General features: G+C 35.9%; 9 protein-coding genes. 6 read left to right on the top strand and 3 right to left on the bottom strand.

The annotated features are described in order from the left end of the window. Positions 1–73: 73 nt before the first annotated feature. Complete coding sequence (locus C4F50_RS20925; RefSeq protein WP_194140591.1) at positions 74–2758, top strand: zinc-dependent metalloprotease; 2685 nt, start codon at positions 74–76, stop codon at positions 2756–2758. A gap of 81 nt (positions 2759–2839) precedes the next feature. Here the strand turns inward: C4F50_RS20925 and C4F50_RS20920 are convergent, their stop codons facing one another. Further along, on the bottom strand, positions 2840–3520 hold the full coding sequence (locus C4F50_RS20920) for a ComF family protein (protein ID WP_348537026.1): 681 nt from the start codon (positions 3518–3520) through the stop codon (positions 2840–2842). A 98-nt stretch (positions 3521–3618) separates the two neighbouring features. Here C4F50_RS20920 and C4F50_RS20915 point away from each other — a divergent pair, with 98 nt between their 5' ends. From C4F50_RS20915 to C4F50_RS20895, 5 genes are all read left to right on the top strand, one after another. Continuing rightward, positions 3619–5157: a glycine--tRNA ligase gene (locus C4F50_RS20915; protein ID WP_194140590.1), complete on the top strand. Its 1539-nt coding sequence runs from the start codon at positions 3619–3621 to the stop codon at positions 5155–5157. Between the two features lie 271 nt (positions 5158–5428). Then, the gene (locus C4F50_RS20910) at positions 5429–6235 is read left to right on the top strand and encodes a LytR/AlgR family response regulator transcription factor (protein WP_194140589.1); all 807 of its coding nucleotides are present in this window, start codon (positions 5429–5431) and stop codon (positions 6233–6235) included. Positions 6236–6408: 173 nt separating this feature from the next. Continuing rightward, positions 6409–6663: a hypothetical protein gene (locus C4F50_RS20905; RefSeq protein WP_194140588.1), complete on the top strand. Its 255-nt coding sequence runs from the start codon at positions 6409–6411 to the stop codon at positions 6661–6663. 95 nt (positions 6664–6758) lie between these two features. Then, on the top strand, positions 6759–8810 hold the full coding sequence (locus C4F50_RS20900) for a tetratricopeptide repeat-containing sensor histidine kinase (RefSeq protein ID WP_228012101.1): 2052 nt from the start codon (positions 6759–6761) through the stop codon (positions 8808–8810). Further along, on the top strand, positions 8800–9498 hold the full coding sequence (locus C4F50_RS20895; protein WP_194140587.1) for a response regulator: 699 nt from the start codon (positions 8800–8802) through the stop codon (positions 9496–9498). The genes C4F50_RS20900 and C4F50_RS20895 overlap by 11 nt, the downstream gene beginning before the upstream one ends. A gap of 86 nt (positions 9499–9584) precedes the next feature. Here C4F50_RS20895 and thiL read toward each other — a convergent pair whose 3' ends face one another. Together thiL and C4F50_RS20885 are read right to left on the bottom strand one after the other, a co-directional pair. Beyond that, the gene (thiL, locus tag C4F50_RS20890; RefSeq protein WP_194140586.1) at positions 9585–10631 is read right to left on the bottom strand and encodes a thiamine-phosphate kinase; all 1047 of its coding nucleotides are present in this window, start codon (positions 10629–10631) and stop codon (positions 9585–9587) included. A 277-nt stretch (positions 10632–10908) separates the two neighbouring features. Next, a complete protein-coding gene (locus C4F50_RS20885; RefSeq protein WP_194140585.1) occupies positions 10909–14958 on the bottom strand; it encodes a T9SS type B sorting domain-containing protein in 4050 nt (1349 codons plus the stop codon). Positions 14959–15104: the final 146 nt, after the last annotated feature.

Raw genomic sequence — 15104 nt, 5'->3', positions numbered from 1 at the left:
AAAAAGCGTTAATTGTCTTATAATTGTAAGAATTAAATTAAATTGAACTAATTTTGAATTTCAATCCCCAGATATGAGAAAAAAATTACTCTACATATTTTTTAGCCTTTGCTGTACAGCTGGTTATGCGCAGAAAGAAACTTTATGGCAGCAAGTTAACGCTGGTTCCGTTTCAAGTAAAAAAATAGAAACTTCGAGTTCTGATAAGTTGTATTTTGCTTTGAATTCGGACTTATTGACATCGAAACTTTCTATTGCAGATAAGACGAATTCAGGAAATGCTGTCGAATTGACGTTTCCCAATTCCGAAGGTGTTTTGGAACGTTTTTCTGTTTGGGAATCTTCTAATTTTGAACCCGAACTTCAAGCCAAATATCCCGAAATTAGAGCCTACGAAGGAAAAGGAATTGATGATAAAACGGCAAAAATACACTTTAGCGTAGCCCCGATCGGAGTACAGACAATGATCTTTCGTGCCGAAAAACCTACTGAATATATCGAGCAGAATACAGAAAATAAATCACAGTACGTTTTATTCAAGTCTGCAGACAATGCCGGTTCCAAGTCACTTTTAGAATGTAAAACAGCCAATTTAATTACAGAAAATGCTGCGTCTTCAAAAACAGCCAAAACAGCTTCTAACACAAAACAGTTTAGAACATTTCGTCTGGCATTATCATGTACGGCAGAGTATACAACTTACTTTGGAGGAACCAAAGCAGCGGCTTTGGCAGGAATGAACGCGACAATGACACGTGTTAATGGTGTTTTTAATAAAGACCTTGCGCTAAAATTGGTGTTGATTGCCAATAATGATGCTATTATTTATACTAATGCTTCGACAGATCCGTATTCTGAGGCTGAAATTGGGGTACAATCGCCTGGCGGTACTTGGGGACAGCAGCTTCAGACTACTTTAACCAATACAATTGGAAACGCTAATTACGATATTGGTCATTTGTTTGGTGCTTCTGGCGGCGGCGGTAACGCCAACTGTATTGGCTGTGTTTGTGTTAACCCGACTACGACTGTTCCTTTAGGAAAGGGAGCGGCATTTACTTCTCCATCTAACAGTAGACCTGAAGGAGATACTTTTGATATTGATTACGTTGCGCACGAAATGGGACATCAATTGGGAGGAACTCATACTTTTTCTTATGAATTAGAAGGAGCCGGAACAAGTTTTGAACCAGGAAGCGGATCGACCATTATGGGATATGCTGGTGTTACCAGAAATTATGATGTACAAAGCAATTCTGATGATTATTTTGCATACGGAAGTATTATTCAAATTCAAAATAATCTTGCGAATAAATCCTGCGCAGTTATTACATCGACTGTCAATAATCCGCCGGTTATTTCTGCTGGTTTCGATTACACTATTCCGATCAGTACGCCTTTTATTTTGACAGGAACAGGTTCAGATCCAGAAGGAAATACCATAACTTATACTTGGGAACAATACGACAGCGCTACTACAACAAGTCAAGGCAATAGTATTGCCTATGCACTAAAACCCAATGGCCCAATGTTTAGGTCTTTGGCTCCTACAACTTCTCCAGTTCGTTATATGCCAGCCTTAAGTTCGGTGCTGCAAAACATGCTGACCACCACTTGGGAATCGGTTTCGGCTATTGGTAAAACAATGAATTTTACTTTGACAGCAAGAGACAATGCACCAGATGGTACGGCTCAAACGCAGACAGATGCTATGGTGGTAACTGTTAATGCGGGAGCAGGGCCGTTTGCAGTTATATCGCAAAATGCAGACAACGTTGCCTGGGATAAAGGTTCTTCTCAAACCATAACCTGGAGTGTTAATAATACCAATAGTTTAGCCGGCTCTGCAAACGTTACTATAAAATTATCTACAGACGGCGGTTTGACTTTTCCGATTGTTTTAGCTTCTAATACACCAAACGACGGCTCAGAAACGATTACTGTTCCAACAAGTGTAGATTCTTCTACAAACTGCCGAATTTGGATACAGCCAACAGATAATATTTATTATGCAGTAAACAGCAAGCCTTTTGCAATAGGTTACACAGTTACAACAAATTGTAATACTTACAGTTTTGGCAGTGCATTTGCTATACCATACGGAAGTGCCTATACAACGCGAACAGTTTCTGTGCCAGCCTCAACCGGTACGGTTTCAGATGTAAATGTTTCTTTGAATGTCACGCATCAGCGAATGTCGGACCTTGAAATAGAAATCGTAAGCCCAAGCGGGAATCTTATTAGTTTGTTTAATAGAAATTGCAGCGGGACTTCAACTACAAGCTTAGCTCTTCAGTTTGATGACGACGGAACAACATTAGATTGCAGTAAAACCACAAGCCAGATTGTAATTCCGGTGGATTATTTAGGTACGTTTATTGGTGAAAATCCCCAAGGGAATTGGACTTTAAGAGTACGAGATAATGAATCAGGTCTTTTTGGAACCATAAATTCGGCGTCAATAAATATTTGTAATAAAACAACAACACTTGGAACAGCTGATTTTGAAAATATTCCTTTTGTGCTTTATCCGAATCCAAACCAAGGAAGTTTTACAATTTCTTTTGAAAGTGAATCTGCAAAAGGCGTACAAATAGTAGTGCACGATATTCTGGGTAAAAGGGTATACGATAAAACATTTGAAAGTACGGGAACATTTAATCAAAACATACAGCTTTCTAACGTCGCTTCGGGAATTTATCTGGTTACCGTAATTGACGGCGAAAGAAGAACTGTAAAGAAAGTTGTAGTTAACTAATTTTAGATTTTAGAGTTTAGATTTTAGAGTTTAGATTTTTAAAAGTTTGGATTTTGGAATTTAAAAAAATTGGAATTTTCCCTAATGTGCCATCGCCATACAAACGATGCTGATTTTTGCACCTGGAATTTTTAATAAAGCACGAGAACAAGCTTCGAGAGTAGCGCCGGTCGTAAGAACATCGTCAACTAGAAGATAATGTTTGTGATGATCGGTTTCGGTAAATACTGTATCAAAAATATTCTCAATATTTTCTGTTCTTCCAATTAGATTTTTTTTGGATTGCGTTTTTGAATACACTTTTCGAATTAATATTTTTTCGCTAAACGGAATATTAAGTTCCGAGGCAATAATTTTTCCAAAAGTACTGACTTGATTGTAACCTCGTTCTCTGAGTTTACGCTTGTGCAGCGGAACAGGTATAACGGCATCAAACGGAATTTCGAGCTGCAGTTCTTTTAATTCTTCGGCCTGCCAGCTTCCTAAAACCGATCCAATTTCTTCGTGCCCTTTGTATTTTAAATTATGAATCAGTTCCTGAACTATTCCTCTTTTATTAAAATACAATAAGGCAGAAACATGTACAGCATCGACCCGTCCATAGAACTTTTTAGCGGCTTCATTTTTGGGGTCCAAATAATATTGGGTCAGAGGCATTTCGTGTCGGCAGCTCGTACAAAAAACAACTTCGTTAGACATTAAAAGCGTGCGGCAGGCACTGCAGACCTTAGGGAAAAAGAGGTTAATTAAAGATTTAATCACAAATTACAGGAATTTATTTACAAAAATAACAAAATAGAATCCTCAATCTTTATAATTTTTCTTTTTTTTACAGGTACTTTTTATATTTTTGCATCACTATGGCAAAACAAGAAGATATATTTAAGAATGTGGTTTCGCACGCAAAAGAGTACGGATTTATTTTTCCGTCAAGCGAAGTTTACGATGGATTGAGTGCAGTTTATGATTACGCACAAAATGGAGTCGAATTAAAAAAGAATATCCGTGAATATTGGTGGAAATCAATGGTTCAGATGAATGAAAATATTGTCGGCCTTGACGCTGCGATATTGATGCATCCAACAACTTGGAAAGCTTCTGGACACGTTGACGCTTTTAACGATCCATTAATTGATAATAAAGATTCTAAAAAAAGATATAGAGCTGATACTTTAGTCGAAGATTATGCTGAAAAGCTAAATCAAAAAGCTGAAAAAGAAATAGAAAAAGCAAAAGCTCGTTTTGGGGATGCTTTTAATAGAGAAGAATTTGTTACAACAAATGCGCGCGTTGTAGAATATCTTTCAAAAAAAGAAGAAATTTTAGCAAGACTTGCAAAAGGAATGACTGATGATCTTCAGGATGTGAAAGCATTAATCGAAGAATTAGGAATTGCTGATCCTGAAACAGGTTCTAAAAACTGGACAGATGTTAAGCAGTTCAACTTAATGTTCGGAACAAAACTGGGTGCTTCTGCAGAATCTGCAATGGATTTATATTTACGTCCAGAAACAGCGCAGGGTATTTTTGTGAACTTTTTAAACGTTCAGAAATCAGGTCGTATGAAAGTTCCTTTTGGAATTGCTCAAACGGGTAAAGCATTCAGAAACGAAATTGTTGCAAGACAATTCATTTTCCGTATGCGTGAGTTTGAACAAATGGAAATGCAGTTTTTTGTACGTCCAGGAGAAGAAATGCAATGGTACCATCATTGGAAAGAAACGCGTTTAAAATGGCATTTGTCTTTAGGATTAGGAAAAGAGAACTATCGTTTTCATGATCACGAAAAATTAGCGCACTATGCAAATGCAGCGGCAGATATTGAATTTAACTTCCCATTCGGTTTCAAAGAACTAGAAGGAATTCACTCTCGTACCGATTTCGACTTAAAAGCACACGAAGAATATTCAGGAAGAAAACTTCAGTATTTTGATCCTGAATTGAATGAAAACTATGTGCCATACGTAGTTGAGACGTCTGTAGGTCTGGATCGTATGTTCTTAGCAGTTTTCGCGACTTCATTACAAGAAGAAACATTAGAAGACGGATCAGAAAGAACAGTTCTGAAATTACCAGCAGTTTTAGCACCAACAAAAGCAGCAGTATTGCCATTAGTTAAAAAAGACGGATTACCAGAAATTTCTAAAAAAATCATCGAGGATTTAAAATGGGATTTCAATGTGGCTTATGATGAAAAAGATGCTGTAGGGCGTCGTTACAGAAGACAAGATGCTTTAGGAACTCCGTTCTGTATTACAGTAGATCATCAAACACTTGAAGACGAAACGGTAACCATTCGTCATAGAGATACAATGAAACAGGATCGTGTAAAAATTACAGAATTAAGAGGAATTATCGAAAACGAAGTGTCGATGAAAAACTGGTTAATGAAAATGTAAATTTTTTAAAATCTCAAAATATAAATCCCAAATTCCAATCGGAGTTTGGGATTTTTGATTTTAAAAATGCGTAGTTTGTCGGTGTTTATTGCATTTAATCTTTATGTATCAACATTTTTATGTAATGTATTAACAATGAAACGCTTGAAAAATTATAATGCGTAAATTTAATTGCAGGCAAATACCAAAACCAATTTTTTTCGATATTACGTTCAATTAAAAATATTTTTTAGTTATTATCGCGTAGTGAGAAAAGCAATAAAAACAAAAATTGAAAAAGTATTCGTATATTATTATTGATGATGACGCTGCAAGTATTTTGAAAACCAAAACAGCTGCAGCCTCTTTTCCTGAATTGTCTTTTATGGCTTCGGTCTCCAATTTTGAAGATGCGCTTGATTTGGTTTTAGAGCAAAAACCGTCTTTGATTTTTCTTGAAATCAATCCAAAAAATAAAGAAAGTAATTTATCCTTACATTTTATCAGTGAACTGCATCGGTTTCTAACAGAGATTCCGAAAATAGTAGTTACAACTTCCAAAAAAGATTTCGCATTCGAAGCGATTAAATACGGTGTTTTTGATTATATCTTAAAACCGTTATCCAGCACCGATCTACTCAAAATGATTCTTCGCCTTAAATCTAAGCCAGAAATAAAACCGGCAGTTTATCCAGAAGAAACAATTCCGGTTATTGTAAAAGAATCCGCGATGCCGTTTCGCGCAGAAAAACCTTTAATTATCTGCATCAAATCGTATGGCGATTATCGCTATATTAATGCTTCCGATATCTGTTACTTTCAAGCCGATAATAATTCGACAGATATTTATTTGAATTCAGGCGAAATGATTACGGCTTTTAAAACCTTAAAGCATTTTGAGAGTCTTTTGAGCTATCCTTTTATCCGAATTCACAACAGTTATGTAATCAATAGAAATTACATTTCGAGAATTCACAGCGGAAACTCAATCTGTTACATCAAAAACTCTTCAAAAAAGATTCCGTTTTCCAAAACCTACAAGGCAAATGTGGATCAGGTTATTGCCGATTTTGCTGCTGGAAATTACCTAGAAGTCTAAAAATTAAGCATTTACATGAATTTGCTGTCCATTGACTATCAATTGGGTACGATCTACCACAAACCTATTTTTTTGTATAAATTTTTTTCGATTACGGTATTAGTTTTACACCATGATTCACGCACAAGTGATGATGTCCCAAAAAAATAAATTAATATAAAAAAACCTCAGTCATGAAAAAAACAGCTTTAACAATCGGATTATTTTCTTTAGTAGTAGTAGCAACTTCTTTTGCTTCAACAGAAACACCAATTTATTTGGCAGCTAATGATTCTATTAAAATTTTACCAATCGATGGTGGTGCAGCAGGAGGAGTTATTAAAAAACATGATTTTCATGGTTCTAATACTGAATCATTCCAGAGAAGTAGCAACACAAACTTTGCAAGTGTTAATCAAGCTTTCGGAAACGATAAAAAAGTAGATTAAACTTCAATAAAATTATATAATCAAGGCTGTCAATTTTTGACAGCTTTTTTTTTGTGTGTATAGTTTTACTATTTTTGATAAAACTTGAGTCACAATTGAAGAAAATAAATAAAATACTACTGCTTTTATTCTTTGTTTTATTGGCTTGTACCAAGAAGACAGAAAATGCGGTGAAGAATTCTTCTGTAGACAGCCTTTCTACTTACCTTACGTTAGCAAATGAGGATAATCTGCCTTTACAGATTAAACAAAAGTACGCGCAGAAAGCATTAAATGTGATCTTAGAGCAGAAAGATGACTCGCTCAATAAGGTAAATCTCTTTAAAGTTGCCAATCGTTATTACAATATGAGCGATTGGAAAGCTTATCTTAAAACGACTAAATTAATCTTAGAAAGAGCTCAAGCATCTAAGGATTCAGTACATATGGCTAAAGCTTATACGTATTTAGGAGATTACTATTTGTCTCAATCCATTTCTGATAGTGCTTTTATGAATTATTATAAAGCAGAAAAGACCTATCTGAAACTTCATGATGAATTAAACTTGGCTAAAACTTTTTTAAACAAGGCAAATCTGCAATACAATGAGGGTGATTTTTTTGAAAGTGAAATAGCTGTTTTTAAGGCTTTGAGCATTTTAAAAAATGAGAAAAATGTAAATGAGCTGCTTTATGAAAGTTACAATTTATTGGGTATTTTATACAATGAAAGAGAAGAATTTACCAAAGCCTTGGAGTTTCAGAACAAAGCGTTGAATATATTGAAAGATAAAAAAATTGCATCGGACTTTCAATTTAAAGCGGCTTCATTAAACAATTTGGGCTTTATCTATATGCACATGGGCAGTTACAAACGAGCAAAAGGTTTTTTTGAAAGAGGACTTCAAGAAAAAAACCTTTTTGTCGATAGATCCAGTTTGTATGCAATTTTGCTGGATAATTTGGGATATGCCAAGTTTAAACTAAATGAATCGGATCAATTGCCCGATTTGTTTTATGAATCTTTAAGAATTCGAGACAGCCTTGATATTACATCTGGAGTGGTGTCTAGTAAAATACACTTGTCGGAATATTATGCTTTTAAAAAAGATACTTTTAAAGCAGTTCAGCTTTCAAAACAAGCATTGGCACTTTCTCGTACTACAGAAAAGTTTGTTAATACTTTAGAAGCTCTCAAACAAACCGCGGCGGTTGATCCTAGAAATGCTTCTCGATATTCAAAAGAATATATTCAGCTTAACGAAAAAATGTTGAAAGCAGAACGGAAAATGGGAGAGAAGTTCTCTCGTATTGAATATGAAACCAACGAAATAAAAGATCAAAACTCTAACTTACAGGAAAAAAACAAAACCTTAGTCTACGTTTTCAGTATCTGTACCTTGATCGGACTTTTTTTTTATGTCTATAAAACCCAGCAGGCAAAAAATCGCGAATTACTTTTTAAACAACAGCAGCAAGTTGCCAATGAGGATATTTATAATCTGATGATTTCGCAGCAAAACGAAATTGAACTTACTCGTATAAAAGAAAAGAAAAAAGTAGCGCAGGAATTGCACGATGGTGTTTTGGGCAGAATGTTTGGAATACGAATCAGTTTGGACAGTTTGGATAAGCTGGATGAAGAGCAAGCGGCTGCTAAGCGAAATAAATATCTTATGGAACTTAAGAATATCGAACAGGATATTCGAGAAATTTCTCATGATTTAAATAGAGAAAAGTCAGAATTAATTAATAATTTTGTTGTTATCCTCAATAAATTATTTGAAGATCAGCGAAATACATTTAGTTCTAAATTAATTGTTTCTTTTGATCCTAATATCAAATGGGATGTAGTGAGTAATATGGTCAAGATCAATCTGTACCGAATTATTCAGGAAGGCCTGCAGAATTGTAATAAATATGCTGCTGCAGATATTATAAAAATCACTTTTGAAACTAGCAGGGAAAATTTGGTTTTAACTATTGAAGATGATGGTCAGGGATTTAATACCAAAAGAACCAAAAGCGGCATCGGACTGCATAATATCGATTATCGTGTGGCAGAATGTAATGGTACACTCTCGATAAAATCTGCCAAAGGTGAAGGAACCATTCTTTATATAAAAATCCCAATTGACCCCAATAACCTGCTAACTAATGACATCTGATTTAACAACTCCAACAGCACAATTGAAAACACAAAATGTTCTAATAGTAGACGATCATCCTTTTATTATAGAAGGATATAAAAATGCGATAACACGCTATAATCCGAAGCAATATGAATTTGTGATTTCGCAGGCACACGACTGCCGGTCGGCCTATGAATTGATCGAAGACAAAAATACGCCTCAATTTGATATTGCTTTTCTAGATATCAGCATGCCGGCATACGAAGAAAGAGAGATTTTTTCGGGCGTAGATTTGGCAAAACTTCTTTTAGAAAAAATGCCTTCCTGCAAGATTGTACTTTTGACGATGTACACAGAACTGCTGAAGATAAAAACAATCATCCGTACCATTCAGCCAAACGGATTAATTATTAAAAATGACCTCACATTTGACGAACTCCTTTTTGCTTTTGACCAAGTAATGAAAAGTGAAAAATATTACAGCCAGTCTGTAGTCAAAATGTTGAATCAGTCGACACACAATGCCATAGAAATTGATCAATACGATAAGCAGATATTGCATCATCTTTCTTTGGGAACCGAAACTCATGAAATCCCCCAGCACATTCCGATTTCTTTGAATGCTATTGAAAAACGAAAAAGCCATTTAAAAGAGCTGTTAAAAATAAAAACCAGTTCTGATGAAGATCTAGTGAAGGAAGCCAAAAGCAAGGGGCTTTTTTAGAAATAAAATTCCAAATAAAAAATTCCAAATTCCAATCGCTCAACTAGCATTTGGAATTTGGAATTTTTTTATTGATTTTAAAATTTTTATTCGCTCAAAGAATCCCAGCCGCGTGCTTTTAAGGCAATTTTTGTGTTTGCACGGGTTACAAGATGAATTCCTTCACTTTCTTGTGCCATATGGCCTATAATGGAGAAATTTGGGTTTCCTTTTATTTTATCGAAGTCATTAATATCAATTGTAAATAAAAGCTCGTAATCTTCGCCTCCGTTTATAGCAACCGTTGTGCTGTCAATATTAAATTCTTCACAAGTTGAAATAAATTGAGGATCAAGCGGCAGTTTGTCTTCGTATAAATTACAGCCTACCTTAGACTGTTTGCAGATATGAATAATTTCTGAAGATAATCCGTCCGAAATATCAATCATTGCAGTTGGTTTAATGTCTAAAGCATGAAGCAAAGTGCGGACGTCTTTTCGGGCTTCAGGTTTCAATTGGCGTTCTACCAAATAAGTATACGGATCTAAATCTGGCTGATTGTTCGGATTCACCTGAAAAACTTGTTTCTCACGTTCCAAAACCTGTAATCCCATATAAGCAGCACCAATATCTCCAGTTACTACAAGCAGATCGGTTTCTTTGGCGCCGTTTCGATACACTATTTCATTTTCATCAGCTTCGCCAATTGCGGTAATGCTGATAATTAATCCTTTTTGAGATGAGGTCGTATCGCCTCCAATAACATCAACATTATATTCTTTGGCAGCGTGCGTAATTCCGGCAAATAATTCTTCTAAAGCTTCCAGCGGAAAACGATTAGAAACTGCAACAGAAACTGTAATCTGAGTCGGTTTGGCATTCATGGCGCAAATGTCAGAAACATTTACAACAACAGCTTTGTATCCTAAATGTTTCAACGGCATGTAGGACAGATCAAAATGAACGCCTTCAATTAATAAATCGGTAGAAACTACTACTTTTTTGTCTTTGAAATCAAGAACCGCAGCATCATCTCCAATGCTTTTTAATGTCGACTCCTGATTGACATCAAAATTTCGGGTTAAATGTTCAATCAAGCCAAATTCGCCCAACTGTGCTATACTCGTTCTTTGTTGATTCTTATCTTCAATCATTTCTTTTAAGGTGCAAAGGTTTTAAGATGCAAAGGTACAAAGGTTTTTTTTAAAGATGCTAAGATTCTGAGATACTAAGGTTATGAGTTTTTATAGAGGCTCTTTGGTGCTTCTTTTTGCAAAATCTCAAATTTCCATGAAAGTTCTTTTGAGACCGCGTGAAGGATGGGAGCAGGTTACCGAAGTAACGCGAACAGCCTGACAGCATCACGATAAGAGGGCGAATGACCACAATCTGAGTTTGCCCTCTTATCGCGATGGTGGCACGCCCAAAGTATTAACGTTTTAAAGTAAAATGTGCTTTAAATTCCTGAATCATGCCGCCTTGGGTGTAGGTTGCCCGAAACCAATAATCTGTAGAAGGAAGTGCAGCGCCATCAAAATTACCATCCCAACCGGCTCCCGAAGGCTTGATCATTTTTAAGAGTTTACCATATCTGTCGTAAATCGTAATAGTTGCATCGGGCTGGTAAGCGAGATCCGGAATGTTCCAGGTGTCATTGTAGCCGTCACCGTTTGGAGTGAAAAATTTTGGATATTTGAGCACTTTGGCAAATAAAATAAGATTGTCGCAATTTGCTTTCGTGTCTCTTATCGTAATAGCATGTTCTCCAGAATCAACATCATGAAATATATTGCTCGTTTGAAAATCGCCATCATCTAGCTGGTATTCATAGGTTCCGAAACCATTTATCAGGTTTATTGTGATATCGACGTTATCGGTGAAATCATCAGAAACGGTAACGGTTGCTACAGCCTGACTGGATTTTTCGACCGTAACGGTGGCTGGACTATAACCACAGTCGCTGCCAACATCGGGTACATTTTTGACAGGTACAACGGTATAAATTCCTTCTTGAGTTGCAGTATAAGTGGGGCCTGTACCGACCTTTGTGTTTTTGAAATACCACTCAACAGTATAATCATTAGAATTTATTCCTGAATTTAATACTGCCGAATGCTGTAAAGTTCCTGTTTGGAAATCAACACAGATGATTCCGTTTGGTACAGAAAATTTTTTAAGTGGATAAATAGTAATATCAAAATCATCCTGAGCAAAACAACTGGAATTTGTCGACGCTTTTGCATAAATATACATTTTTTGGCTCGAAGTTATTTTTTGCCCTGCAGTATATTGAGTCCCCGAGGCGTTAGGTTCGCTATAATAATTCCCTAAAGCTAAAGGCGGTAAAGTATAGCTTTCACAAATAGCAATATCTGAAGCTGGAACTAATACAGGAGTTTTGGAAATCGTAACGGAGAAATTCTTTTCGCTGACGCAAGTTAGACGTGTACCAGAAATGGCATAAACGTAGATGGTCTGAGAATTGGTAATGACGGTTCCGGCTGGAATAACAGTACCTTTTCCTCCGGGCTGTGTATAATAATTTCCCAAATTTAATGAAGGCAAAGTATAACTATCACAAACGTTTATATTGCTAAAATTACCAACATCTATTCCGTTATAATTCACTTTAAAAAAGGTTTCATTATTACATGACGTAAAATCTGCCCATTCATTATAAATGTAAATAGTCTGAGTGGTATTAATGAGTGTTCCTTCAGCAAGCTGTGTTCCTAAACCTTTTGAGCCTCCTGAAGCAGTGTAATATTTTCCATTTTTCAATTTTGGAAGTTTAAAATCAGTACAGGTTACCACATCCGTAAAACTGTCAACCGGAGGAAGAGGTCTTATTTCTACAGTAAAACTATGTTCATTGGTACATTTTGGCCCAACGGAATAAACATAAATAACTTGTGTTGTGGTAATGACATCGCCGGCTTTTAATGCTTTTCCTCCGCCTTTGGTGTTTGTGAAATAGTTCCCATTTGTCAACGGAGGTAATACATAACGGTTGCATTCCAATCTATTAGCTGGTGTATCTACTAATGGAAGCGGGTCTATAGTGATGACATACTTAAGGTTTTCGGTGCAATTGGGAGACGTTGTCGTGGCAGCGTAATAATAGACGGTTTGCGAATTGGTAATAACAGTTCCGGGGGCAATATTCTTTCCCTGACCACCAGGGCTTTCAAAATAACTGCCAACGGAAACTTGAGGTAAAGTAAAACTTCCACAGCGTGTTATCGGAATAAAAATCGGAGAATTAATAATGTCAATTTTAAAAGAAGATTCGTTTGTACATCTTCCGTCATTTGAAAAAACAAAAACGGTCTGGCTTGAAGTTATTCTGTCTCCAGCTTTCAATGCTCTACCTAAACCCCCAGGTAAAGTAAAATAATTTCCGTTTGTTAGTGGAGGCAGTGTATAGGAATCGCAAGTCACTACATTATTAGGTTTATCTACTAATGGTAACGGGTAAACTGTAAAGGGTACCACTATATCACGGCAGACTGAACCATTGATTACAGCATAGTAGTAAATAGTCTGACTTGTTGTAAAAGCTGTTCCCTCCAGAATTGGATCTCCACGTCCCCCAGACTCCGTAAAAAAACCGCCTGCAGGAACCGTAGGAACAACATATTGGCCACAAGCTTCTTTTTTAAAACCAATTTCGTAAATCAGCGTTACATTAAACTTCGTCTCATTGGTGCAATTGTTTTCATTGGGACCTTTGTATATGTAATAAACACCTCCTTTTGTAATGATATCTCCAGCATTTAATTTAGTTCCGGTTCCATTTGGCGCCGTATTGTATTCGCCATTTTGAATCGGTGGCAGCGTATAACTAGTACAGGCAATGACATTCGGAATTTGATCTACTGCAGGAAGTGAATTAATTATTACATTGAAATTAACTGTGGTATAACAAGCCGAGCTTGAAATATTTTCAATTCGTACCCAAATTGTTCTTGGCGATTGTGATAAAGATGTAACATATTTTTTTGGATCTGCAATATTGTTTCGGGTATTATTAGCATCTGTTTCGCTGTTGTAATATCGGATTTTGTATTCAGAAGGATTTAATCCATTTAAGATTATAGCTTCTTGAACAGTCAGATCAACAGATATATTTTTGGTGTCACAAATATTTATGTCAGGTGGTTTTACAGCATTAATGGGTTGTGTTACTAATAATTGAAATGAAACTAAATTATTGCAAAAGAAACTTTTATCATAAATGGGTACAGCCTTTATATATAGGGTTTGATTTCCTGAACTTACATAAGATTTTAATTGATTTTCGGGTATTGTTGGTCCGTTTGCATTAGCTGCAGCTAAAGAATCAAAATAGTAAATAGCATATTTAGCTGGATCAATACCTAATGAGGCTAAGTTATTAAGAGTTAAATCATATTGATAAGCAGCAGTTGTGTTGTAACAGGCAGTTAAGTTTTGGGGAGATTTAATAATAAGATCTTCAATAACGACTTCATCTTTAATAACGCAGCCCGAAAGTGTTGCTGTAACCCCGTAAGTTCCGGCTTTGTCAATTGTCAAAGAATTACTGGTTTCATTTGCAATTATTCCTCCGTTTAATGTCCATGTATAGCTGAAATTCCCCACGAGATCAGACTTAAGGGTGATTTTTTCGCCTTCACAAATTGTTCTGTCAGGGCCTAAATTCATCGTCGTCATAAAACTGCCTCCTTTTATAAATACCGCTGAATCATAATTACTATCGTTGTAATCACCAATCGCCAATTTTATGCGGTAAGTCCTGTTAGGGATAACCGTTGAAGCAGCAGTTAAGACTTTAGTCTCACCTCTCATATTGATAGAGGACTGAGAGGGATTGTTCAAATTATAACGGTCAAATAAATTGGCATTGGCAGATAAGCAGGACGAATTGTATTGCTGATCTCTAATATTCTTTACAGAAACGGGGATATTTTTTCCTGGAACAACAGCAAGATTTGTAGAAACTCCTGTAGTAAGATCGGTCAATATAAAGGCAAAAACATCGCTGAATCCACATTGAAATTCGCCGTATTCGTTTGAGGCAAAAAGGAAATCAAAGCTAAATTTACTGGATAAAGGAGTAAAATCAAATTCAAGAAAACTGACATCGGTAACAGGAACAATCTGCCCGCTATTATCACTGATATTTTGTAAATCGCTGTCAGCAGCATTATTTAGTTTACTGCTTTCATTCGTTCCGTTGTATGGACCTTCGGTGTATTTGGCAACTCCATTTCGTATAATGATACCACTCGATATGGGAAAGTTTGGATTAGTATTTGTGAATTTACCAATACCCTGTCGTGAGGAGAATTTAAAATTACTTTCGTTTGAACAGCCATTCTGCATCAATTCCATTCTTATAAGTTCAGGGATGCTCAAAGTGGTAGTGTCGACTGCAATTCCTTGTGATAAAGATAGGGTCGAATACAATAATAAAAGCAAAAGCAAAACACTTTTCATAATTCACGTTCATTAGTTGCCAAACTTAAAGTTACAAAATGTTTTACTTTAATTTCTTGATTGTAAGTATTTTATGATTTTAAGGCATTATTTGAATAAAAAGTGAAAACGAGTCGAATTTTTGTTAAAGTGAAAAATTTAAGGAG

This window comes from Flavobacterium hungaricum (genome assembly GCF_015182285.1).
Taxonomy (GTDB): Bacteria; Bacteroidota; Bacteroidia; order Flavobacteriales; family Flavobacteriaceae; genus Flavobacterium; species Flavobacterium hungaricum.
The sequence above is the reverse complement of the archived record's forward strand: the minus strand, read 5'-3'. Positions and strand labels throughout refer to the sequence as shown.

Excerpts from the sequence above, each read along its gene's own strand:
- C4F50_RS20925 (WP_194140591.1), top strand. The coding sequence starts at position 74 with ATGAGAAAAAAATTACTCTACATATTTTTTAGCCTTTGCTGTACAGCT.
- C4F50_RS20915 (WP_194140590.1), top strand. The coding sequence starts at position 3,619 with ATGGCAAAACAAGAAGATATATTTAAGAATGTGGTTTCGCACGCAAAA.
- C4F50_RS20905 (WP_194140588.1), top strand. The coding sequence starts at position 6,409 with ATGAAAAAAACAGCTTTAACAATCGGATTATTTTCTTTAGTAGTAGTA.
- C4F50_RS20895 (WP_194140587.1), top strand. The coding sequence starts at position 8,800 with ATGACATCTGATTTAACAACTCCAACAGCACAATTGAAAACACAAAAT.
- thiL (WP_194140586.1), bottom strand. The coding sequence starts at position 10,631 with ATGATTGAAGATAAGAATCAACAAAGAACGAGTATAGCACAGTTGGGC.
- C4F50_RS20885 (WP_194140585.1), bottom strand. The coding sequence starts at position 14,958 with ATGAAAAGTGTTTTGCTTTTGCTTTTATTATTGTATTCGACCCTATCT.